This window comes from Mesorhizobium sp. M0563 (genome assembly GCF_040321065.1).
GTDB lineage: Bacteria > Pseudomonadota > Alphaproteobacteria > Rhizobiales > Rhizobiaceae > Mesorhizobium.
In genome coordinates, this window is the sequence record NZ_JAMYQV010000016.1 from 35,891 (window position 1) to 55,702 (window position 19,812).

Genomic DNA, 19,812 nt, shown 5'->3' on the forward strand with positions numbered 1-19,812 from the left:
TTCATGCCGGTGCCATGGACTTTTGTGGATGTGAAAAGGCACGCGATCGGCGTGATCCTGATTGTTGCTTTGTTTGCGGCGGTGTTGGCCCTCGATCCGCTCAAGTGGACGAATAACGCCAGCCCGATCCGCTCGGTGGACCCAATCGATGCAGCCGTCAAAAGTGCCCATTGGGGCAAAGGCCGAAGTGTCTACATGCTGGTCCTTGAAGACGGTTCATCTGTTTTCATCGACGACGATCGTCCGCGCCTGATCGGCTCGCACGTCGGCATCGAGCGCGTCACGCGCGACAATGGCTTTGTCTTCTACCGATTTCCAAATTGAACGGCGATCGATCAATGAAGCTGTTTTCGAAGGTAAACGAGTGACAGAGCTCTCTTCGAAGAAATCGCTCTTGAACAAAGCCCTTACGCTATTCAACTCTAAGTGATGGGGCCGACGAATCTTTCTCTTAGAAACCGCCTTCTTCTGCTTCGGGAAGAGTTTCGCGATACAGTCGTTGGCGTCGCTTTCTTTTGCTCATTCGCTCTTGTGGCCGCCGTGGCGATTGTAACAAGACAGAATAGCCCGATCATGGGCACGCAACGCATAGGAGGCATCGTCGAAGATGTTGCGACGATGCCTCTAAATCCGAAAGGTTCCGTCGGCCATGGACTTTATTATAGATATGAAGTCCGTCTCCATGACGGCAACGCACTGGTATTTATCGATGGTGAGGTGGAGACGCCCCACATGATCGGATCGGAAGTCTCGATCGAACAACAGCACCGCAATAACGGCACCAGCACCTACCGCCTGCTCAATGACTGAGCGGCACTAAAGCCGCCCCAGCCTTTCCAGCAACAGCGCGAAAAACGCATCATGATCGATGTCGCGCATCACCATGGCGTTCTTCGGCCGCTTGGTCACTCCCCACCAGTCGATCACCGTCATGCCCATGGTGAGCTCCGAGGCAGTTTCCACGCTGACATTGCAGTTGCGGCCCTTGAACAGCTTCGGCTTCAACAGATAGGCGATGACGCAAGGATCGTGCAGCGGGCCGCCATCGGTGCCGTATTTCTCTTCGTCGAAGCGTTCGAAGAATTCCAGCATGTCCGCCGTCGCCGTGCCGACCCTGGTGCCGAGCTTGCGGAAAGCCTTCGTGCGCTTGGCGGTGGTCAGCGCCTTGTGGGTGACGTCGAGCGGCATCATCACGATCGGAATGTCGGATTTGAACACGACATCGGCGGCATGCGGGTCGACATAGATGTTGAACTCGGCAGTCGGCGTGACGTTGCCGCCCTCGAAGAAGCCGCCGCCCATCAGCACGATCTCCTTGATGCGCGGCGCGATTTTCGGCTCGCGGATCAGCGCCAGCGCAACATTGGTGAGCGGCCCGAGCGCGCAAAGCGTGATCGTGCCGGTCTCCTCCTTCATCAGCGTCTCGACGATGAAATCGACCGCATACTGATCCTGCAGCTTCATCTTTGGCTCAGGCAGTTGCGGTCCGTTGAGGCCGGTCTTGCCATGCACTTCCTCGGCGGTGACGAGTTCACGCGCCAGCGGCCGGATGGCGCCTGCATAGACCTTGACATCCGGCCGGCCGGCCAACTCGCAGATCTTGCGTGCGTTTTTTTCGGTGAGTTTCAGCGGCACGTTGCCGGCCACCGCGGTGATGCCGACGATCTCCAGCTCGGCGCTGCCGAGCGCCAGCAATATGGCGACGGCATCGTCCTGGCCGGGGTCAGTGTCGATGATGATCCTGCGGGATTGGGGCATTTCAATTCCTTGTTTTGGCAAGTCTTTTTGGGCCGGACGTGTGACGGCTTGAAGTCTGCCGGGCGGCGGACCATATCAAGACCATCGGGAAAAATGCCATCCGGGTTTTTCCACTTTATGTCGCTCTTGAGAGGACACTGTAACATGAGCCGAATGACGCCTTTTCCAGCCCGCTTCTCCTCGGTTTCGATTCCATGGAAAAGACACTGGAGCGCTTGGCGAAGTCGGGTGACAGCTATCCTCCGTACAACATCGAGCGCCTCAGCGGTGCCGACGGCAAAACCGAAAGGCTGCGCATCACGCTCGCCGTCGCCGGTTTCGCGGAAAGCGATCTCGATGTCTCCACGGAGGAGAACCAGTTGGTCGTGCGCGGCCGTCAGAACGACGACACCGAGCGCGAATTCCTCCACCGCGGCATCGCCGCGCGCCAGTTCCAGCGCTGTTTCGTGCTGGCCGACGGCATGCGGGTGATTGCGGCGGAATTGAAGAACGGCCTCTTGTCGATCGATCTCGATCGGCCGGAGTCCGAACGGCTGGTACGAAAAATAAACATATCGGTGAAAGACTGAGTTTTGCCGATAGCTCTCATGCGGGATGGCCTTGAGCGGCGTCTCGCGGCAAGGAGGCTTGAAATGACCAGAACTGACGAAAATATCATCATGACCAGCGGCGAATTCGCTCATCTCGGCGAAGGTTCGGTCGCCTATCTCAGGAAAGTGTCGAGCGACGATCTGCGCGGCCGTTTCCCGGGCCTCGGCGAAATCGCGCCCGGGCTGGAACTGTGGGCCCTGTTTGCCGCCAACGGCCAGCCGATCCTGCTTTCGGATGCTCGCGACCGGGCGCTGGCCGGCGCCTTGGAAAACGATCTGACCCCCGTCGCTATCCACTAACAACACGGCGCGCCGATCTGGCTGAAACGGACAGGGCCGCTCACGGCGGCCCTTCAACGGGTCCAATCAACTCAGGCGGCGTGCGAGGCCTGTGTATCCGACAGCAGCGCGTGGATAGCCACGGCATCGCGCGTGCCCCTGATCTTGGCAACCGTGTCGGCATCGCGCAGCACCCGCGCGATGCGCGACAGCGCCTTGAGGTGGTCGGCGCCGGCACCTTCGGGGGCCAAAAGCAGAAACACCAGGTCGACCGGCTGATCGTCGAGGGCCTCGAAATCGACCGGTGTCTCCAGCCGGGCAAAAACTCCAGCGATCCGCTTCACCCCGGCCAGCTTGCCATGCGGAATGGCGATGCCGTTGCCGACGCCGGTCGAACCCAGCCGCTCGCGTTGCAGGATGGTGTCGAACACCTCCCGCTCCGGAATGCCGGAAATTGCCGCCGCCCTTTCAGACAGCAATTGCAGCAGCTGCTTTTTGGAGTTCGCCTTCAACGCCGGCATGATTGCCGGAACGTTGACGAGATCGCTCAGATCCATGCTTGAAATCCCTTGTTCGCCTGCCGTCGCCAGTCCCCACGCTTGCGTGCGGCTGGTTTTTACCCCTGCGCGACCTTGGCCGTAGACGGGTCGATCCAGCCGATATTCCCGTCCGGCCGGCGATAGACGATGTTGAGATGGTCGTTTCCGGCATTGCGGAAGACCAGGACCGGGCTGTCCTTGGTGTCGAGCTCGATCACGGCTGACGCCACCGACATGGTCCGCAGCGTCATGGTCGATTCGGCGACGATGGCCGGCGCGAAATTCTCCGGTATCTCCTCGTCGTCATCGGCAAGCGGGGCCATCACCGTATAGGCGACGTCGGTGAGTTCGCCATTGCTATTGCCTGAATTGTGCGACTTCAGCCGGCGCTTGTAGCGCCTGAGGCGGGTTTCCAGACGGTCCGCCGCGGCATCGAAGGCAAGCGTCGGATCCTGGGCATCGCCGGTCGCCTGCAGCGAAGCACCGGAATCCAGCCGGATCATGCAATCGGCCGTGTAGCGCGACCCCGATTTGACGACTACGATTTGCCCTGAAAAGCCCCGATCGAAATATTTCCCGATCACTTCCCCGACACGGTCGTTGATGCGCGTACGGAACGCATCGCCGATATCCATGTGTTTTCCCGATATGCGCAGTGTCATCTGAAAACTGACCTTCCTTGCTCAGGCTTCAAACTGTCCCGAGTTTATACTCGTGGTCCGTGCGCACAAGCTTTGCGGCGTCACTTGCGCCGATTTTAAATCCGAACTTTCCGGTTGATCACAAGCCGCCTTCTTGGCCGTCCGTGGCCTACGTCGTGACGGACCATCCCTCGTGCGGGCATCAGCGAACTCAAATCCACTCGCCAGCCCGTCTCATGCGGGCGGGCTTCTAGCCACTTCGTTGCCGCTTGTCAATGAACGCGAAAGCTGTGGAAATTCTGCCGGAGTTCAACGGCCGGCGCTGGCCAAAGCGCGTTTTTCGCGCCGCCGTTGCACCGAAGAGGGTATGTTCATGCCTTCCCGGTATTTGGCAACCGTGCGCCTGGCAATGTCGACGCCGCTTTCCCGCAGCATGTCCACGATGGCATCGTCGGAAAGCACATCGACGGCTTTCTCTTCGTCGATCAGCTGCTTTATGCGGTCGCGCACCGCTTCCGACGAATGCGCATCGCCGCCACCCGACGAAGCGATCGAGGCGGTAAAGAAATAGCGCAGCTCGAACACGCCGCGCGGCGTCAGCATGTATTTGTTTGCCGTGACCCGGCTGACCGTCGATTCGTGCATGCCGATAGCGTCCGCCACCGTGCGCAGGTTGAGCGGCTTCAGGTGCCGCACGCCGTGGACGAGAAAAGCGTCCTGCTGGCGCACGATCTCGGAGGCGACCTTGAGGATAGTCTTCGCCCGCTGGTCGAGGCTGCGCGTCAGCCAGTTGGCATTCTGCAGGCATTCGGCGAGGAAATCCTTTTCCGCCTGGTTTTTCGCATGCGGCGTGACCTGAGCGAAATAGATGTGATCGACCAGCACACGCGGTAGCGTCTCGGCATTGAGCTCGACCGTCCAGCTGCCGTCATTGGCTGCGCGCACCTCGACGTCGGCCACGATCGCATCGCTGGCACCGCGCGAAAACGCCATTCCCGGCCGCGGGTCGAGCGCCCGGATCTCGGCCAGCATGTCGAGCAGATCCTCCTCGTCGACACCGCAAATCCGCTTCAGCGTCTGGAAATCGCGCCGTGCCAGGAGTTCGAGATTGGCGATCAATGCCCTCATCGCCGGATCGAGCCGGTCGCGCACGGCAAGCTGCAGCGACAGGCATTCGGCGAGGTCGCGGGCGAAGATGCCGGCGGGCTCGAATGTCTGGCAAATCGCCAGCGCCCTTGCCACCGCCGTGGCGTCCGTGCCGAGGCGGGCCGCGATCTCGGCCATGTCCGCACGCATGTAGCCGGCCTCATCGACGCCGTCGGCAAGCTCGCTGGCGATCAGGCGCGCGGCCGGATCGGCGAAGGCGAGCGCCACCTGCTCGCCGACATGGTCGCGCAGCGTGATGGCAGCCGCCGCCATATCCGCGACGTCGAAGCCGTCGGAGGAAGAGGCGGAACTATTGCCGGACGCCGATTTCCATTGCGCCGTCAGGTCGGGGCCGAGCCGCTCGCTCGTTCCAGGATCGTCGGGAAACAGGTTTTCCAGCGACGTATCGAGCTTTTCCGAGATCGCCTCGGCGCTCCACGCCGTCTCCGCTTCGAACCAGTCGCCGTCGGCTGCCGGTTCCGATGCGGCGTCGCTCTTCTGCGCCTGGTCGCTGGCGGCGTCGTCCTGCGGTTCGGCGCGTTCCAGCAGGGGATTGCGTTCGATCTCGTCGTCGATGAAGCGTTCCAGCTCGAGGTGGGTGAACTGCAGCAGGCGGATCGACTGCATCAGCTGCGGCGTCATCACCAGCGACTGCGACTGTCGTAGCTGTAGTTTTGCCGCCAACGCCATGGTTCGGTTTCAACGCCCCGTCTACGCGCCCGCACTGCTGGAAAGAATTTTCCAGGCCAGCATAGAAACTGGCCCGGCTTTTGCTTGTCAAGGCGAGGTGCGGAAAAACTCGCCTGCCAGCGCGTTTTTCAGGCAGAAAATCGAAGAAAAAGCTGCCGGACTACGCCGGAAATCCCGTTCGAACCGGAATTTCGCATTTAGAGCGTAAATCCCTCGCCAAGATAAAGCCGCCGCACATCGGCATTTGCGACGATTTCGTCGGCTCGGCCATGGGTCAGCACCTGACCGGCATGGATGATGTAGGCGCGGTCGATCAGGCCAAGGGTCTCACGCACATTGTGGTCGGTGATCAGCACGCCGATGCCACGTGCCGTCAAGTGGCGCACGAGCTGCTGGATGTCGGCGACGGCGATCGGGTCGATGCCGGCGAACGGTTCGTCGAGCAGCATGTAGGCGGGGCGGGTTGCCAAGGCGCGGGCAATTTCCAGGCGCCGCCGCTCACCGCCGGAAAGCGACAGCGACGGAGCCTTGCGCAGATGGCTGATGTGGAATTCCTCGAGCAATTCGTCGAGCAGGCGCTCACGTTCCTTGCGGCTCTTTTCGACCACTTCGAGCACGGCCCGGATGTTTTGCTCGACGTTCAGGCCGCGAAAAATCGACGCTTCCTGCGGCAAATAGCCGATGCCGAGACGGGCGCGGCGATACATCGGCATCGACGTGACATCGAAACCGTCGATCTCGATGGTGCCTTCATCGACCGGCACCAGCCCGGTCACCATGTAGAAACAGGTCGTCTTGCCGGCGCCGTTGGGGCCGAGCAGCCCAACCGCCTCGCCGGCGCGCACGCCCAGCGTCACGCCGCTGACGACTTTGCGGCCCTTGTAGCTTTTGGTCAGCCCCTTGGCGATCAAGGTTCCCTTGAACTTTGCCGCTTCGACGGTGACCCTGCCCGGTGCCGCAAGTTTGCTGGCGGCGCGCCCTGGAAGACGCGCCAGCAGCGACGATATGCCGGTCATCAGGGTTTCGCTGCTCCAGACTTCGCCTGCGGCGTGATCGACATCATCACGCGGCCGCCGCAGGCGTCGACCTGGGCAAGGCCGCTCTTCATCTGCACGGTAAGCTTGCAGCCGACAAGCACGTTGTCGCCTTGCGAGAGCACGACCTTGCTGCCCGAAAGCACCAGCACCTCGGTCTTCATGTCGAAGGTGCCGCGGTCGCCGGTGGCAACCTGATTGTCCGATTTGATGTAGACCTTATCGTCGACCACGAGATGGTCGATGTTGGCGGATCCGGTCATCGCCGCGGCACCCGCCGGCTCGGCGCCTTTGGCGGCGGCTGCATCCCTGACGTAATAGACCGTCATTTTGCCGGCCTTGAGTACGGTTGGACCCTGGACGACGTTGACGTTGCCTGTGAAGACGGCGACGCTTTCCGCCTGGCGCACCTCGAGCTTGTCGCTTTCGATCTGGATCGGCTTGTCGCCCGACAGCCTGAGGCCGGACATTTGGCTGGTGGCGCTGGACTGCGCCAGCGACGAAGCCGTCCCCAGGGTCAGCCCCAAGGGCAGCCCGAGGGTCAGCAACGCCGAAACCGCGGCGAGGCGCCGTGCCGAACTACTGAACCGCATTGGTCTCTCCGCTCTTTGCCTCTGCCGCCTTCAAACTGGCGGGATCGATGTCGACGCGCACCTTGTTCTCGAAAACCAGGACCTTGCCATTGTCCTGGACCGACATCGAATCCGCCCTGATCCGCGACCCGCCGCGGCTGACATCGACGGGCTCGCTTGTCTTCATAGTGCCTTCGCCCATGTCGAGATAGACTGATTTGAATTTTGCCACCACGCCATCCGTGGTCGATACCGTCACGTCGCTGGTCAGGCTGAACGTGTTGCCGTCGCGATCATAGGTGCCGCGCGCGGCATCGATGGCGGCCGTGTTGTCGGCAGCAATCGGCAGCCTGGCCTTGATGCCTTCCAGATCGATGATGCCTTGTTTGCTGACGTCCTGTATGGCGCGCAGGGCCGTCATCGAATAGGGCAGGTTCTGCTTGGTGAAGCCGTTGAGCTTGGGATTGGCCATCACCAGCTTGCCATTCGCAAAGGAGCCGCCGTCGGCCTGCACCTCGATTGCAGCGGGAGCCATGAGATAGGAATAGATCGGAAACGCGACCGCGATCAGGGCGGCGACCAGCGGCACGGCCAGCTTGAGGATCCGGACCCGGCGCGAATGACGCTGCGCGATGTCAAAGGCGTCGACCCGCGCCCGGCCTGCGGCCTTGGGAGCCAACTCCGTCTCGGTGTTGGTCGGTTCGATTGGTCCCGCTAACATGACTGCTTCTTCTAAACCCCTGCCCGCCAGGCCGCCCTATAGGTGGGGTGCCGGCGCCCTCAAGCAAGCACAAGCCGAGGAAAACCGCAAAAATATGACAGCCGCCCCTATACAACGAAAATGGCCCCAGCGCAGCCTGAACCTCATACCAGATATGGGCGCACAGTGTTAGAGCCTGTGGAACGCGACAGGTTGAAGCTTGCCCGAACGCCGAAGACGGCTTTGGCGAAGGCCGTCAGGAAACGGTAGCCGGGCGCGAATGGTTGCTTTAAAAGCATCTGCTCCCACCGACTACGAGGCTGACCATGGCATTGAGAGCCGACGACCTGATCGACCGCCGCCGCTTGCGCCGCAAGCTGACATTCTGGCGTGTTGCAGCGATTCTTGTCGCCGCAGCCGGGCTGATCGCCTTTTCCGCGTGGATTTATGGTGACGAATTCACCGGCGCGGCTGTCGACCACATCGCTAAGGTCAAGATCGAAGGTACCATCACCGAAGACGAAGAACTGATCAAGCGGCTGGAAGCCATCCGTCAGTCGCCGCGCGTCAAGGCTGTGATCCTGTCGATCGATTCACCCGGCGGCACCACCGTCGGTGGCGAGTCGATCTACGAGGCAGTGCGCAAGCTCGCCGCCGACAAGCCGGTGGTGGCCGAGGTCGGCACGCTCGCGGCGTCGGCGGGTTACATGATAGCCACCGCGGCCGACCATATTGTCGCACGCAAATCCTCGATCGTCGGCTCGATCGGCGTTCTGATCCAGTACCCGGACGTCAGCGGCCTCATGGACAAGCTCGGCGTCAAGCTGGAGGAGGTGAAATCCTCGCCCTTGAAGGCCTCGCCTTCCCCCTTCAAGCCGACCAATGACGATGAACGCGCCATGGTCCGCAAACTCATTCTCGACAGCTACGACTGGTTCGTCGGCATCGTCGCCGAGCGCCGCAACATGACCAAGCCGGAGGCGCTGGCGCTCGCGGACGGGTCGATCTTCACCGGCCGGCAGGCGGTCACCAACAGATTGATCGACGCGGTCGGCGGCGAGGCCGAAGCGATCGACTGGCTTGCAGGCAAGGGTGTCGATGCCAAGCTCAAGGTGGTGGAATGGAAGGACACGGAAAAACGCGGTGGTTTCCTGTTCTCCAAGGCGATGGCGCAGACCGTCGGCGCTGCGCTTGGCCTGCCTGGCCATGGCGGCGACGTCCTTCACGAAATTGGAGCGGACCGCTTGTTTCTTGACGGTCTCGTTTCCGTCTGGCACCCTTGAGGAGCCGCTTGGGAGTGAAAAAGCAAATAAAATCATTCTGATAATTTCGGCGGCACTGCTTTCACGGGGAGCCTTTTCATGATCAAATCCGAACTTGTGCAGATCATCGCCACGCGCAATCCGCATCTTTTCCTGCGCGATGTCGAAAACATTGTCGGCGCCATCTTCGATGAAATCACCGACGCGCTTGCCGAGGGCAACCGGGTCGAGTTGCGCGGCTTCGGCGCGTTTTCGGTGAAAAACCGTCCTGCCCGCACCGGCCGCAATCCGCGCACCGGCGAATCCGTAGAGGTCGAGGAGAAATGGGTGCCGTTCTTCAAGACCGGCAAGGAGTTGCGTGAAAGGCTGAACGGAGGCAAATAGGCGCGGCGCCCGCCGACCCGTTGCTGCCTTTTCTTCCGAACGGAAAAACATGTTCAATCGCTTCATCCTCATCGTGGTTTTCGTGCCGCTGGCCGTCATCCTGATTGCGCTGGCCGTCGCCAACCGCGAACCGGTGGCCTTCACGCTCGATCCGTTCAATCCCGGCAATCCGGCGCTGACGCTGACCGTGCCGCTGTTCATTTTCCTGTTCCTGGCGCTGGCCATCGGCATGATCGTCGGCAGCCTGGCGACCTGGATCAAGCAGGGCCGCTACCGCAAGCTGGCGCGCCAGCGCGGCGCCGAGGCCGAGAACCTGCGTCTGGCAGTCAGCCGCGCGCCCACAGCGGCGCAGGGCCCGGCCTTGCCGAAGCCGATGAACTGAGCCGCGGCTCGGGCAGGAAGCGCAACCGGCCTATTTCTCCACGGAGCCATCATGCTGACCATTTCCGCCGCCGAGGTCGACCGCGCGCTGACCTTTCCCGGGCTGGTCGAGACATTGCGCGCCGCTTTTCGCGACGGCGCCGTGCAGCCGGTCAGGCATCATCACACGGTCGAGCGGCCCGACGGTACCGCCTCGACGCTGCTTCTGATGCCGGCCTGGACCGACTTCAACGCCGCCGGCACCTCGGTCGATGGCCATATCGGCGTCAAGATCGTCACCGTGTCGCCCGACAACAACGCCGTCGGCAAGCCTGCGGTGATGGGCCTCTACCTGTTGCTGGACGGCGCCACCGGCGAGCCGCAGGCCTTGATCGATGGCCAGAGGCTGACGCAGTGGCGCACCGCCTGCGCCTCGGCGCTGGCCGCCTCCTATCTGGCCCGCGAGGACGCATCACGGCTGCTGGTGGTCGGCGCCGGCGCGCTGTCGCCATTCCTTGCAAAGGCGCATTCGGCGGTACGGCCAATCAAGAACATCCGCATCTGGAACCGCACGCCGGCCAATGCCGAAAAGGTCGCGGCAAATTTGCGTGCCGAGGGTTTTGCGGCCGAAGCAGCAGGCGATCTCGACGTCGAACTCGGCCAAGCCGATATCGTGTCATCGGCGACCATCACCACCGCGCCACTGATCAAGGGGGCACTCTTGAAGCCGGGAACCCATGTCGATCTGGTTGGCGGCTTCACGCCGGCGATGCGCGAAAGCGACGACGACGCGATTGCACGCGCCCGCGTCTATGTCGACACCCGCGCCGGCGCCACCAAGGAAGCCGGCGATATCGTCCAGCCGCTGGCCTCCGGCGTGCTGAAGCCGCAAGCCATCGTCGCCGACCTCTATGAACTGGCGCGCAGCCGGAAAAAAGGCCGGCAGGGCGATGACGAGATCACGCTGTTCAAGTCGGTCGGCGCGGCCCTCGAGGACCTGGCCGCCGGCATTGCCGTGTATCGCGCAAGCGTAGGGCAGTAGGGCAGTAGGGCAGTAGGGCAGTAGGAAACCATGCTAATCGTGCGGCGCCGCGCCTAGTGCTACTTTGCTCTCGCCTACTCACCTACTGCCCTACTGCCTTACTCCTTTTGCCAATAAACCCGCAGCCGGTGGTTGTCCGGATCGAGCGCGACGAAGGTGCGGCCGAAATCCATGTCGGTCGGGCTCTGCAGGATGGTCAGCCCGCGGCCGGCCCACTCGGCATGGGTGGTGTCGACAGCGCCAGGCGTATCCAGCGCAAAGACGACCTCGGCGCCGCCGCCTGCGGCTGCGGCGGCCGGCTCTACGGTATGACGCGACCAGAGGCCGAGCTTGAAGCCGTTGTCGAGCACGAACAGCACGAAGGTCGGCGAGGTCTCGACCGGCTCGCGTCCGAGCAGTGCGCTGTAGAAGGCGCCGCTTTGCTCAGGCTTGTCGACATAGAGGATGACGAAATTGGGCGGTGTCATGAATTGCTCTCCAGATGGTTTCGACTGGAGCAGCATAGCGCAAGCTACTGCCAGATTCTGGCAGCAGTCTTAAGTGAGCAGCAGCCTTAGCTTGGCTTGTCGAGCGTCGCCCGCCATTCTTTGAGCAGCACCTGGCGACGGCGCGGATAACGCGTCTCGGTGGCGTTGAGGCCGGATATCCGATCGGCGCGAAAGTGCCTGAAATCCTGGCGCATCTCGCACCACGCCGCGACGACGCGCACCTTGTCGAAGAAGCCGAGTGCAAACGGCCAGACGGTGCGCTCGGAGGCAGCGCCGCCGGCATCGCGATAGACAAAGCTCAACTTGTGCTCCTCGCGGATGGCTTGCCGCACCACGCCGAGATCGATGCCTTCGGTGACCTCGGTGCGCGACCCGACCAGCAGCGTCGAGGCATCGAGCTCTTCGCGCAAATCGTCCGGCAGCACGGCGGCGATCTTGGCCAGCGCGTCGGTGGCGGCGTTGGCAAGCCGCCAGTCCGGCTGCTTGGCCACCCAGCGCGAACCGAGCACGATCGCCTCGATCTCCTCGTCGGTGAACATCAAGGGCGGCAGCATGAAACCTGGCCTGAGCACGTAACCCAGCCCCGCCTCGCCCTCGATCGGTGCGCCCTGCCCCTGCAACGTGGCGATATCGCGATAGAGCGTGCGGATCGACACACCCATTTCGCCGGCAAGGCTGCGGCCGCTGACTGGCCGGCGATGCCGGCGCAGGATCTGGATCAAGTCGAGCAGGCGTTCGGCGCGGGACATGGATCGCAACCCGGTTTGGATGGATGCCCAATTTGGATGGACGATAGTGCGCCTGCGCTTTCGGCGGCAAGCAGGATGATCGCCGACCGGAACGTATGCGGCCTGACGCCGTTGTCTGGCCATTATGGATATACGCGGTCTTCTGTTGTTCTGGTCTGTTTTGACCGCCACCGTTGCTGCCCTAAGCCTCGGACCATCCTTCGCCCACGTACTGGAATCGGTGCCGCGGCTGACCAGATGGCCGCCTTCGCTCTGGCGAGAAACCACGGTCTTCAATGCTCAGTTCCAGTTCTTTTTGACTGTCGGCGCACCGCTGGACGTGGCGGCCGTCGCCTGTCCGGGGCTCCTCGCATGGATGCTGCGCGGCGACCGCCCGGCATTCTGGTGGGTGTTGGCCGCCACCATGCTTTATCTGATGGCGCTTGTCGCGTGGGTTGCGCTCGTCAAACCGGCAAACGATGTCCTGGCCACCTGGGTGCCTGGACCGATCCCGGGCAATTTCGAAGCTATCCGGAGCCGCTGGGAAGCCGGCCATATGGTCGTCACCGGCTTCAAGGCCGTCGGTTTCATCGCGCTCGCAGTCGGGCTGCTGTCGATCAGGCGTGGCTGATCCGTTCGCAAACGCCTGCAGCCCTTTTGTTGCGCCGGTCAATTCGCTGTGGCAGAAGCGGCGCAGCCGCCGTCCGGAGATGCGCCTTCTTGAAACCTTTTCGCGACAAACGCCGCGACAGCCGCTCGCCCTCGAAAGGCGGGATGGAGCAGCCACGGCGGCGCGACGCCAATCCAACCGCTGGTCCGGAGACGAAACCGCAGGACCGGTCCGAGCAGAAAGCAGCGCCGCGCCCTCTTTCGCGCCGCGATGGCGCGCTGCCTGCCGAACATCTGCCGCTGATCCTCGAAGTCGGCGCCAATCAGGACTACGCGCTGCTCGACAGCGGCACCGGAGAAAAGCTCGAGCAATACGGCCCCTACCGCATCGTTCGGCCGGAGGGCCAGGCGATCTGGCAAAAGGCATTGCCGGCCAGGGACTGGGAACGCGCCGATGCCATTTTCACCGGCGATACCGACGAGGAAGGCATCGGCCGCTGGCGCTTTCCGAAGACGCCGCTCGGCGAGACCTGGCCGATGAAGCATGACGGCATCGACTATCTCGGCCGCTTCACTTCGTTTCGCCATGTCGGCGTCTTTCCCGAGCAGGCCTCGCACTGGGACCACATGGCCGGGCTGATTGCGGCGGCAAAACGGCCGGTGAAGGTGCTGAACCTGTTCGGGTATACCGGCCTTGCCTCGTTGGTGGCAGCGCGTGCCGGCGCCGAGGTCACCCATGTCGATGCTTCCAAGAAGGCGATCGGCTGGGCACGCGAAAACCAGGAGATGGCGGGCCTGTCGCAAAAGCCGATCCGCTGGATCGTCGACGATGCCGTGAAATTCGCCGAGCGCGAGGAGCGCCGCGGCAGCCGCTACGACATCATCCTGTTCGACCCGCCCGCCTATGGCCGCGGACCGAAGGGCGAGGTCTGGCAGCTGTTCGAGGATTTGCCGGCGCTGACCGACATCTGCCGTGCGATCCTGACGCCGAAGCCGCTCGCTGTGGTGCTGACCGCCTATTCGATCCGCGCCTCCTTCTTCGCCATCCATGCCTTGATGCGCGACACCTTCGCCGGCATGGGCGGCACGGTCGAATCCGGCGAATTGATCATCCGCGAGAAATCCGCCGGCCGGGCGCTTTCGACCTCGCTGTTCTCGCGCTGGGTGGCCTAAATGAGTGCGTACGAACGGCATGCAGGCGCGCCAGGGCAGGTGAAGGAAGTCACCAGCCTCGCCAATCCGCTGGTCAAGGACATCAAGGCGCTCGCGCAGAAGAAATTCCGCGACCAGCAGAATGCCTTCATGGCCGAAGGCCTGAAGCTGGTCATCGACGCGCTCGATCTCGGCTGGTCTATCAGGACATTGGTTTTCGCCAAGGCCGGACGTGGCAATGCGGCGGTTGAAAAAGTTGCGGCGCGCACGGTTGCCGCCGGCGGCACCGTACTTGAAGTTTCGGAAAACGTGCTGGTCGCCATCACCCGCCGCGACAATCCGCAAATGGTCGTCGGCGTGTTCTCGCAGAAATTGCTGCCGCTGAAGGACATTCGCGCCCATGATGGCGACGTCTGGGTGGTGCTCGACCGCGTCCGCGACCCCGGCAACCTCGGCACCGTCATCCGCACGGTCGACGCCGTCGGCGCCAAAGGCGTCATCCTGGTCGGCGAGACCACCGATCCCTTTTCGGTCGAGACGGTACGCGCCACCATGGGCTCGATCTTCGCCGTGCCGGTCGCCAAGGCGTCGGCCGAGGCTTTTCTCGCCTGGCGAAAGAGCTTTCCCGGCCTCGTCGCCGGCACCCATCTTAAGGGTGCGGTCGATTACCGCTCGGTCGATTTTTCAAAAGGCCCGGTGCTTTTGATGATGGGCAACGAGCAGCAAGGCCTGCCTGACGAGCTTGCCGCAAGCTGCGACAAGCTGCTGCGGATACCGCAGGCAGGCCGCGCCGATTCGCTCAACCTTGCGGTGGCCACCGGCGTCATGCTGTTCGAGATCCGGCGCGGCGCGCTGAAGCTCGGCCCGGAGGATGCCCGATCGTGACATCCCAAACCGTGAAACTGCAAACCATGAAGTCCTGGAGCCCCTACGCTTTTCTGGTTGTCGCCGCGATAGCGCTCGACCAGTGGTTGAAATATCTGGTCGAGACCGGCCTTGCCTTCCAGGAAAGGCTCGATCTCCTGCCGTTCCTGGCGCTGTACCGCACCTACAACACCGGCATCGCGTTTTCGCTGTTTTCGTCCTTCGGCGACACCGGCCTGGTGGTCGTCGCGGTTCTGGTGGTCGCTTTCGTTCTCTATCTTGCGGCCCGCACGCCGCCCGGCCACCTGCTTGCCCGCGTCGGCTTCGCGCTGATCGTCGGCGGCGCGCTCGGCAATCTGATCGACCGCGCTGCCTATGGCCATGTCATCGACTATATTCTGTTTCACACGCCGGTCTGGTCCTTCGCGATCTTCAACCTCGCCGATGCCTTCATTTCGGTCGGTGCCGTGCTGGTCGTCTTCGATGAGCTCATTGGCTGGTGGCGCGGAACATCGAGCGATTGACCTCACTCGCCCGGCACCGCACATTTCTTATTTGCAAGCCCGAGGAGAAAAAATGCCCGAAACCTTCAAAGCCATCCTTGTTTCGCGCGACGCCGAGAAAAACCAGTCGGTCGCGGTGACCGAGCTTACCGAGGCAGACCTGATGGAAGGCGACGTCACCGTCGCGGTGGAGGCGACGACGGTGAACTACAAGGACGGCCTTGCAATCACCGGCAAGGCGCCGGTGATCCGCCGCTGGCCGCTGGTGCCGGGCGTCGATTTCGCCGGCACCGTCATCTCGTCTTCCAATCCCGACTGGCGCGAGGGTGACAAGGTCATATTGAACGGCTGGGGCGTCGGCGAGACGCATTTCGGCGCCTTTGCCGGACGCGCCCGCGTCAAGGGCGACTGGCTGGTACCGCTGCCGGACGGCATGAGCCCGCATGATGCGATGGCGGTCGGCACCGCCGGCTACACCGCCATGCTTTGCGTCATCGCGCTGGAGCGCCACGGCATCGTGCCCGACCGCGGCCCTGTGGTGGTGACGGGCGCTGCCGGTGGCGTCGGGTCGGTCGCGGTCTCGATCCTGTCCAGCCTCGGCTATCACGTCATCGCCTCGACCGGCCGCAGTGCCGAAAGCCCCTATCTGACCGACCTCGGTGCCGCGGAAGTGATTTCACGCGACGAGCTTGCGCAGCCTGCAAAACCGCTAGCCAAGGAACGCTGGGCCGGCGGCATCGACGCTGTCGGCAGCCACACGCTGGCCAACGTCCTGTCGATGACCTCCTATGGCGGCGCCGTTGCCGCTTGCGGCCTCGCCGGCGGCATGGACCTGCCGGCAAGCGTCGCCCCGTTCATCCTGCGCGGCGTCTCGCTGCTCGGCATCGATTCGGTGATGGCGCCCAAGGCGGTCCGCATCGAGGCCTGGCGCCGCATCGGCACCGATCTCGATCACGCAAAGCTTGCCAGCCTGTCGACGAGCATCGGCTTCGACGGCATCATCGGCGCCGCGCATGACATCGTCGAGGGCAAGATCCGCGGCCGCGTGGTGGTGGACATGTGAGGCTCCAAGGGAAAAAAAGAGCGCGACCGCTAAAATTCGAACGATCAACCACAACCTTCAATAAGCTCTGTCTGGCAGGAATTCCGTATGATTGCGGAACCCGGCATCAGAGAGGCGGAACCAGCCGAACGGGCCGACCGGGCGGCCCCCGAGGCGTCAGGGCGGCAGCTTGTCGCCGCGCCGCCGCTGGCGCCGGAATTGCCGGACGCCAACCGCCACGGCCTGCCCTTCCTGACTCTCGTCGCCATCGTCGTGCTGGCAGGCCTGTCGCATCTGACCGGAGCGCCGATCTTCATCACCATTGGCCTTTTGGCGACAGCCATCGCCGGGCTCGCCATGCATCTGCGCAACAGGCGCACCCAGCGTCGCGCGGTGGCCCTGCTCGATGCCACGACCGCCCGCAGTCGCGCCGAGATCGAGACGCTGGCCGACCGCATGTGGGAAATGCAGGAGAGCGAGGAGCGCTTTCGCGGTCTGATCGATGCACTCGGCGATCTCGTCGTCCACCGCGACCGCGACGGCCATATCGTCTACGCCAACAAGGTTTTCGCCGACCTTGTCGAAACCGACCAGCGCGACCTCGCCGGCAAGACCCTGGCCGAACTAGGCATCGATGTCGGCATCGTTCCCGACGCCGCCTTTTCCGACCATGAATGCCTCAGTTCCACTGATGTCGCCATTCGCACGCCGGACGGCCCACGCTGGTTCTCTTGGATCGAGCTGTCGGTGCGCGACAAGGACAGCGGCGCCGTTTCGCATCGCGCCATCGCCCGTGACATCACCGCCCGCAAACGCGCCGAATCCTCGCTGATCACCGCCCGCGAACGGGCCGAATATGCGAGCCAGGCCAAATCGCGCTTCCTCGCCACCGTCAGCCACGAGATACGCACGCCGATGAACGGCATCATGGGCATGGCCCGGCTTCTCGCCGACACCAGCCTTTCGCCCGAGCAGCGGACCTATGTCGGCGCCATCTCGACCTCGGCCAGCGCGCTGCTGGCGCTGATCGAGGACCTGCTCGACTATTCCAAGATCGAGGCCGGCCGCTTCGATCCCGAACCGCAACCGATGTCGGTGCGCGAGATCGCCGACAATGTCATCGAGCTTTTGGCGGCGCGGGCTTTTGCCAAGGATATCGGCCTCGGCTGCCATGTCGAACCCGACGTGCCGCAGCTGATCACCGCCGACCCCGGCAGGGTCAGGCAGGTGCTGCTCAACCTTATCGGCAATGCCGTCAAGTTCACCGACAGCGGCGGCGTCCTGGCAAGCATTGGCCGCGTCCGCACCGAAACCACCAACCGCATCCGCTTCACCATCACCGACACCGGCCCCGGTCTGCGCGAGGAGGACATGGAGCGCATCTTCGAGGACTTCGAACAGGCTGACGGCACCTCGACCCGTACGCATGGTGGTGCCGGCCTCGGTCTCGCGATTTCCAAGCGCCTCGTGACGGCGATGGGCGGCACTATCTCGGTGTCGAGCCGGCTTGGCCAGGGATCCGAATTCGTCTTCGAGATTCCCGCTATTTCCGCCGTCGAGGCGCTGCAGATCCGCCAGAACGCGCTGTTGGGCCGGCATGCGGTAATCGTGTCGAAGAACCTGGTCGAGGCCGAAGCCATCGCCCGCACCATTCGCGCCAATGGCGGAACGGTCGATCTGGCCGCCGCCGCCGCCCAGGCCGCCCCTTTCGCCGAGGGCTGCAACGTGCTTCTGGTCGATGCTGCCATGGAGCAAAGCGACGGCAGGCTGCTCAGGCGCCTGCGCCAGAGCGGATTTGTCGATTGCGAGGCGGTGACGCTGATCGCGCCGACCGACCGCGGCATGCTTGGCGAGTTCCGTGCCAACGGTTACGCCACCTTCCTGGCGAGGCCGGTGCGCGGCGAGACATTGCTGCGCGTGCTTTTGACCAGCCACGCACCGGTCATCGCCGAGCCGCAACCGCAAAAGCGCGGCGCGCAGGCTGGGCACGCCATTGGCGGCCGCCAGCAGGGCCTGTCGGTGCTGATCGCCGAGGACAACGACATCAACGCCATGCTGGCCCGCGCCACCCTCCTCAAGGCCGGGCATCGGGTGAAAGTGGTCGGCAACGGCAAGGCCGCGGTCGAGGCGGTCATCAGCACCGGCCATAAGCACCGCTACGACGTGGTGCTGATGGACCTGCATATGCCTGTCATGGACGGGCTGGACGCCATCGCCGCCATCCGCCGCCATGAGGAGGAGACCGCGGTTCCGCCGGTGCCGATCATGGTGCTGTCGGCCGACAGCCAGGAAAAGACCCGCCACGCCGTGCTCGCCCACGGTGCCAGCGGCTTCGTCACCAAGCCGCTCGACCCTGATGCCCTGGTTCATGCGGTTGAAGGGCAAGTGGCCGCCTGAGGCACAACATAGACGGTCGATAGATTACCCAGCCGACGAAGTATTGCCCGCAGAGCCGTATCACGGTACTGTCACAATCCTGTTGCACCTACACCGTATCCCCGTGCCAAGAGGGATGGCTCGAAGGAGAATCACTCGTGCATACAGTCATGCCGGAATGTGATGCTCGGCCGAACGCCAGCGGGCCTTTGCTCGTCGGCCGGAACGCCGATGCCGTCATAAAAGGCGCATCGCTCGGCCGCATCGGCAATCTCGAAGTGCGGCTCGCCCGCAACGAGGCCGAGATCGCTGCCGCGCAGGAAGTGCGCTACCGGGTGTTCTACGACGAGCTTGGTGCCAGGAAGGACCTGTTCCAGATGCAGGACCGCCGCGATGCCGACCGCTTCGATCCCCTCTGCGACCATCTGCTGGTCTTCGATACTTCGCTTTCCGGTCCCGAGCATCGCCGCATCGTCGGCACCTACCGCCTGCTGCGGCAGGAGATTGCCGCGGCGGCGGGCGGCTTCTATTCCGAAGGCGAATTCGAGTTGACCAAGCTGATCGCGCGACATCCCGGCCAGCGCTTCCTCGAGCTCGGCCGCTCCTGCGTTCTGCCGGAATACCGCTCCAAGCGCACCATCGAGGCGCTGTGGCAAGGCATCTGGGCCTATATCAATCATTACGGCATTGGCGTGATGACCGGCTGCGCGTCGTTCCACGGCACCGTGCCGGCGGCACATGCAGAGGCGCTGACCTATCTTGCCCACCACTGCCGGACGAATTCATCGTGGGACGTGCGTGCCGTCGCCGGGCGCTATTGTTCGATGGATCTGATGCCGATCGAAGCCGTTAACACCAAGGCGGCGATCGCCGCGATGCCGCCGCTGGTCAAGGGCTATCTGCGCGTCGGCGCGCGCATCGGCGACGGTTGCGTCATCGACCGTGAATTCTCGACGGTCGACGTGTTCGTGGTGATGCCGGTCAAGGAGATCGGTGCCCGCTACGTCAATTATTATGGCGGGGAAGCGCAGCGGTTTGCAGCCTGACACCTTA

At 63.2% G+C, this 19,812-nt stretch carries 23 protein-coding genes and 1 pseudogene; 15 read left to right on the top strand and 9 right to left on the bottom strand.

All coding sequences use genetic code 11. The features are described from left to right. Positions 1 to 3 precede the first annotated feature (3 nt). A complete protein-coding gene (locus NKI50_RS20145) occupies positions 4 to 324 on the top strand; it encodes a hypothetical protein (RefSeq protein ID WP_023718967.1) in 321 nt (106 codons plus the stop codon). Between the two features lie 249 nt (positions 325 to 573). Next, positions 574 to 810 (top strand): hypothetical protein, encoded by a 237-nt coding sequence (locus NKI50_RS20150; RefSeq protein WP_023718966.1) that lies wholly within the window; start codon positions 574 to 576, stop codon positions 808 to 810. 6 nt (positions 811 to 816) lie between these two features. Here NKI50_RS20150 and NKI50_RS20155 read toward each other — a convergent pair whose 3' ends face one another. Then, on the bottom strand, positions 817 to 1,758 hold the full coding sequence (locus NKI50_RS20155; protein WP_352483583.1) for a nucleoside hydrolase: 942 nt from the start codon (positions 1,756 to 1,758) through the stop codon (positions 817 to 819). 144 nt (positions 1,759 to 1,902) lie between these two features. Here NKI50_RS20155 and NKI50_RS20160 point away from each other — a divergent pair. Next, positions 1,903 to 2,327 (top strand): annotated as a pseudogene (locus NKI50_RS20160) (Hsp20 family protein). Between the two features lie 63 nt (positions 2,328 to 2,390). After that, positions 2,391 to 2,648 carry a BQ00720 family protein gene (locus NKI50_RS20165; protein ID WP_352483584.1) on the top strand — a complete coding sequence of 86 codons (258 nt, stop codon included), beginning with the start codon at positions 2,391 to 2,393 and terminating at the stop codon, positions 2,646 to 2,648. 71 nt (positions 2,649 to 2,719) lie between these two features. On the opposite strand, the gene ptsN is transcribed toward NKI50_RS20165, so the two are convergent. The 6 genes from ptsN to lptC all read right to left on the bottom strand — a co-directional run bounded on the left by ptsN (position 2,720) and on the right by lptC (position 7,970). Continuing rightward, a complete protein-coding gene (gene ptsN, locus NKI50_RS20170) occupies positions 2,720 to 3,184 on the bottom strand; it encodes a PTS IIA-like nitrogen regulatory protein PtsN (RefSeq protein ID WP_023718962.1) in 465 nt (154 codons plus the stop codon). A 59-nt stretch (positions 3,185 to 3,243) separates the two neighbouring features. Beyond that, complete coding sequence (hpf, locus tag NKI50_RS20175; protein WP_352483585.1) at positions 3,244 to 3,828, bottom strand: ribosome hibernation-promoting factor, HPF/YfiA family; 585 nt, start codon at positions 3,826 to 3,828, stop codon at positions 3,244 to 3,246. Positions 3,829 to 4,116: 288 nt separating this feature from the next. Beyond that, positions 4,117 to 5,643: an RNA polymerase factor sigma-54 gene (gene rpoN / locus NKI50_RS20180; protein ID WP_023718960.1), complete on the bottom strand. Its 1,527-nt coding sequence runs from the start codon at positions 5,641 to 5,643 to the stop codon at positions 4,117 to 4,119. Positions 5,644 to 5,840: 197 nt separating this feature from the next. Beyond that, entirely contained in the window at positions 5,841 to 6,659 is an 819-nt protein-coding gene (lptB, locus tag NKI50_RS20185) for an LPS export ABC transporter ATP-binding protein (protein WP_352642235.1), read from the bottom strand. After that, entirely contained in the window at positions 6,659 to 7,270 is a 612-nt protein-coding gene (locus NKI50_RS20190) for an LptA/OstA family protein (RefSeq protein WP_023718958.1), read from the bottom strand. The genes lptB and NKI50_RS20190 overlap by 1 nt, the downstream gene beginning before the upstream one ends. Then, positions 7,257 to 7,970, bottom strand: coding sequence for an LPS export ABC transporter periplasmic protein LptC (gene lptC, locus NKI50_RS20195; protein ID WP_352642237.1), 714 nt, complete (start codon positions 7,968 to 7,970; stop codon positions 7,257 to 7,259). Before lptC ends, NKI50_RS20190 begins: the two co-directional genes overlap by 14 nt. A 305-nt stretch (positions 7,971 to 8,275) precedes the next feature. On the opposite strand from lptC, the gene sppA reads away from it, so the two are divergent. From sppA to lhpI, 4 genes are all read left to right on the top strand, one after another. Beyond that, positions 8,276 to 9,232, top strand: coding sequence for a signal peptide peptidase SppA (gene sppA, locus NKI50_RS20200; RefSeq protein ID WP_023718956.1), 957 nt, complete (start codon positions 8,276 to 8,278; stop codon positions 9,230 to 9,232). A gap of 78 nt (positions 9,233 to 9,310) precedes the next feature. Next, complete coding sequence (locus NKI50_RS20205) at positions 9,311 to 9,595, top strand: integration host factor subunit beta (protein WP_006200394.1); 285 nt, start codon at positions 9,311 to 9,313, stop codon at positions 9,593 to 9,595. Positions 9,596 to 9,644: 49 nt separating this feature from the next. Continuing rightward, a complete protein-coding gene (locus NKI50_RS20210) occupies positions 9,645 to 9,977 on the top strand; it encodes a DUF1049 domain-containing protein (protein ID WP_352483587.1) in 333 nt (110 codons plus the stop codon). Positions 9,978 to 10,028: 51 nt separating this feature from the next. Further along, positions 10,029 to 10,997: a bifunctional Delta(1)-pyrroline-2-carboxylate/Delta(1)-piperideine-2-carboxylate reductase gene (gene lhpI, locus NKI50_RS20215; protein ID WP_352642241.1), complete on the top strand. Its 969-nt coding sequence runs from the start codon at positions 10,029 to 10,031 to the stop codon at positions 10,995 to 10,997. Positions 10,998 to 11,095: 98 nt separating this feature from the next. On the opposite strand, the gene NKI50_RS20220 is transcribed toward lhpI, so the two are convergent. After that, complete coding sequence (locus tag NKI50_RS20220) at positions 11,096 to 11,464, bottom strand: VOC family protein (protein WP_352717405.1); 369 nt, start codon at positions 11,462 to 11,464, stop codon at positions 11,096 to 11,098. A gap of 86 nt (positions 11,465 to 11,550) precedes the next feature. Next, positions 11,551 to 12,234 (bottom strand): helix-turn-helix transcriptional regulator, encoded by a 684-nt coding sequence (locus NKI50_RS20225; RefSeq protein WP_023718953.1) that lies wholly within the window; start codon positions 12,232 to 12,234, stop codon positions 11,551 to 11,553. A gap of 124 nt (positions 12,235 to 12,358) precedes the next feature. Between NKI50_RS20225 and NKI50_RS20230 the strand changes: the two genes are divergently transcribed. From NKI50_RS20230 to olsB, 7 genes are all read left to right on the top strand, one after another. Further along, entirely contained in the window at positions 12,359 to 12,844 is a 486-nt protein-coding gene (locus tag NKI50_RS20230) for a DUF1772 domain-containing protein (protein WP_023718952.1), read from the top strand. A gap of 89 nt (positions 12,845 to 12,933) precedes the next feature. Continuing rightward, complete coding sequence (locus NKI50_RS20235; RefSeq protein ID WP_352642244.1) at positions 12,934 to 13,995, top strand: RsmD family RNA methyltransferase; 1,062 nt, start codon at positions 12,934 to 12,936, stop codon at positions 13,993 to 13,995. Then, positions 13,996 to 14,859, top strand: a complete 864-nt coding sequence (locus NKI50_RS20240) for a TrmH family RNA methyltransferase (protein ID WP_023718950.1) — start codon at positions 13,996 to 13,998, stop codon at positions 14,857 to 14,859. Between the two features lie 26 nt (positions 14,860 to 14,885). Then, positions 14,886 to 15,362, top strand: a complete 477-nt coding sequence (gene lspA, locus NKI50_RS20245; protein ID WP_023718949.1) for a signal peptidase II — start codon at positions 14,886 to 14,888, stop codon at positions 15,360 to 15,362. Between the two features lie 52 nt (positions 15,363 to 15,414). Next, entirely contained in the window at positions 15,415 to 16,404 is a 990-nt protein-coding gene (gene acuI / locus NKI50_RS20250) for an acrylyl-CoA reductase (NADPH) (protein WP_352642246.1), read from the top strand. Positions 16,405 to 16,491: 87 nt separating this feature from the next. Further along, positions 16,492 to 18,780: a hybrid sensor histidine kinase/response regulator gene (locus tag NKI50_RS20255; protein WP_023718947.1), complete on the top strand. Its 2,289-nt coding sequence runs from the start codon at positions 16,492 to 16,494 to the stop codon at positions 18,778 to 18,780. A gap of 149 nt (positions 18,781 to 18,929) precedes the next feature. Continuing rightward, positions 18,930 to 19,805: a l-ornithine N(alpha)-acyltransferase gene (gene olsB, locus NKI50_RS20260; RefSeq protein WP_023675251.1), complete on the top strand. Its 876-nt coding sequence runs from the start codon at positions 18,930 to 18,932 to the stop codon at positions 19,803 to 19,805. Positions 19,806 to 19,812 lie beyond the last annotated feature (7 nt).

What these genes read in the sequence shown, in the direction of transcription:
- NKI50_RS20145 (WP_023718967.1), top strand. Translation starts at nt 4, where the DNA reads ATGCCGGTGCCATGGACTTTTGTGGATGTGAAAAGGCACGCGATCGGC.
- NKI50_RS20150 (WP_023718966.1), top strand. Translation starts at nt 574, where the DNA reads ATGGGCACGCAACGCATAGGAGGCATCGTCGAAGATGTTGCGACGATG.
- NKI50_RS20155 (WP_352483583.1), bottom strand. Translation starts at nt 1,758, where the DNA reads ATGCCCCAATCCCGCAGGATCATCATCGACACTGACCCCGGCCAGGAC.
- NKI50_RS20165 (WP_352483584.1), top strand. Translation starts at nt 2,391, where the DNA reads ATGACCAGAACTGACGAAAATATCATCATGACCAGCGGCGAATTCGCT.
- ptsN (WP_023718962.1), bottom strand. Translation starts at nt 3,184, where the DNA reads ATGGATCTGAGCGATCTCGTCAACGTTCCGGCAATCATGCCGGCGTTG.
- hpf (WP_352483585.1), bottom strand. Translation starts at nt 3,828, where the DNA reads ATGACACTGCGCATATCGGGAAAACACATGGATATCGGCGATGCGTTC.
- rpoN (WP_023718960.1), bottom strand. Translation starts at nt 5,643, where the DNA reads ATGGCGTTGGCGGCAAAACTACAGCTACGACAGTCGCAGTCGCTGGTG.
- lptB (WP_352642235.1), bottom strand. Translation starts at nt 6,659, where the DNA reads ATGACCGGCATATCGTCGCTGCTGGCGCGTCTTCCAGGGCGCGCCGCC.
- NKI50_RS20190 (WP_023718958.1), bottom strand. Translation starts at nt 7,270, where the DNA reads ATGCGGTTCAGTAGTTCGGCACGGCGCCTCGCCGCGGTTTCGGCGTTG.
- lptC (WP_352642237.1), bottom strand. Translation starts at nt 7,970, where the DNA reads ATGTTAGCGGGACCAATCGAACCGACCAACACCGAGACGGAGTTGGCT.
- sppA (WP_023718956.1), top strand. Translation starts at nt 8,276, where the DNA reads ATGGCATTGAGAGCCGACGACCTGATCGACCGCCGCCGCTTGCGCCGC.
- NKI50_RS20205 (WP_006200394.1), top strand. Translation starts at nt 9,311, where the DNA reads ATGATCAAATCCGAACTTGTGCAGATCATCGCCACGCGCAATCCGCAT.
- NKI50_RS20210 (WP_352483587.1), top strand. Translation starts at nt 9,645, where the DNA reads ATGTTCAATCGCTTCATCCTCATCGTGGTTTTCGTGCCGCTGGCCGTC.
- lhpI (WP_352642241.1), top strand. Translation starts at nt 10,029, where the DNA reads ATGCTGACCATTTCCGCCGCCGAGGTCGACCGCGCGCTGACCTTTCCC.
- NKI50_RS20220 (WP_352717405.1), bottom strand. Translation starts at nt 11,464, where the DNA reads ATGACACCGCCCAATTTCGTCATCCTCTATGTCGACAAGCCTGAGCAA.
- NKI50_RS20225 (WP_023718953.1), bottom strand. Translation starts at nt 12,234, where the DNA reads ATGTCCCGCGCCGAACGCCTGCTCGACTTGATCCAGATCCTGCGCCGG.
- NKI50_RS20230 (WP_023718952.1), top strand. Translation starts at nt 12,359, where the DNA reads ATGGATATACGCGGTCTTCTGTTGTTCTGGTCTGTTTTGACCGCCACC.
- NKI50_RS20240 (WP_023718950.1), top strand. Translation starts at nt 13,996, where the DNA reads ATGAGTGCGTACGAACGGCATGCAGGCGCGCCAGGGCAGGTGAAGGAA.
- lspA (WP_023718949.1), top strand. Translation starts at nt 14,886, where the DNA reads ATGAAGTCCTGGAGCCCCTACGCTTTTCTGGTTGTCGCCGCGATAGCG.
- acuI (WP_352642246.1), top strand. Translation starts at nt 15,415, where the DNA reads ATGCCCGAAACCTTCAAAGCCATCCTTGTTTCGCGCGACGCCGAGAAA.
- NKI50_RS20255 (WP_023718947.1), top strand. Translation starts at nt 16,492, where the DNA reads ATGATTGCGGAACCCGGCATCAGAGAGGCGGAACCAGCCGAACGGGCC.
- olsB (WP_023675251.1), top strand. Translation starts at nt 18,930, where the DNA reads ATGCCGGAATGTGATGCTCGGCCGAACGCCAGCGGGCCTTTGCTCGTC.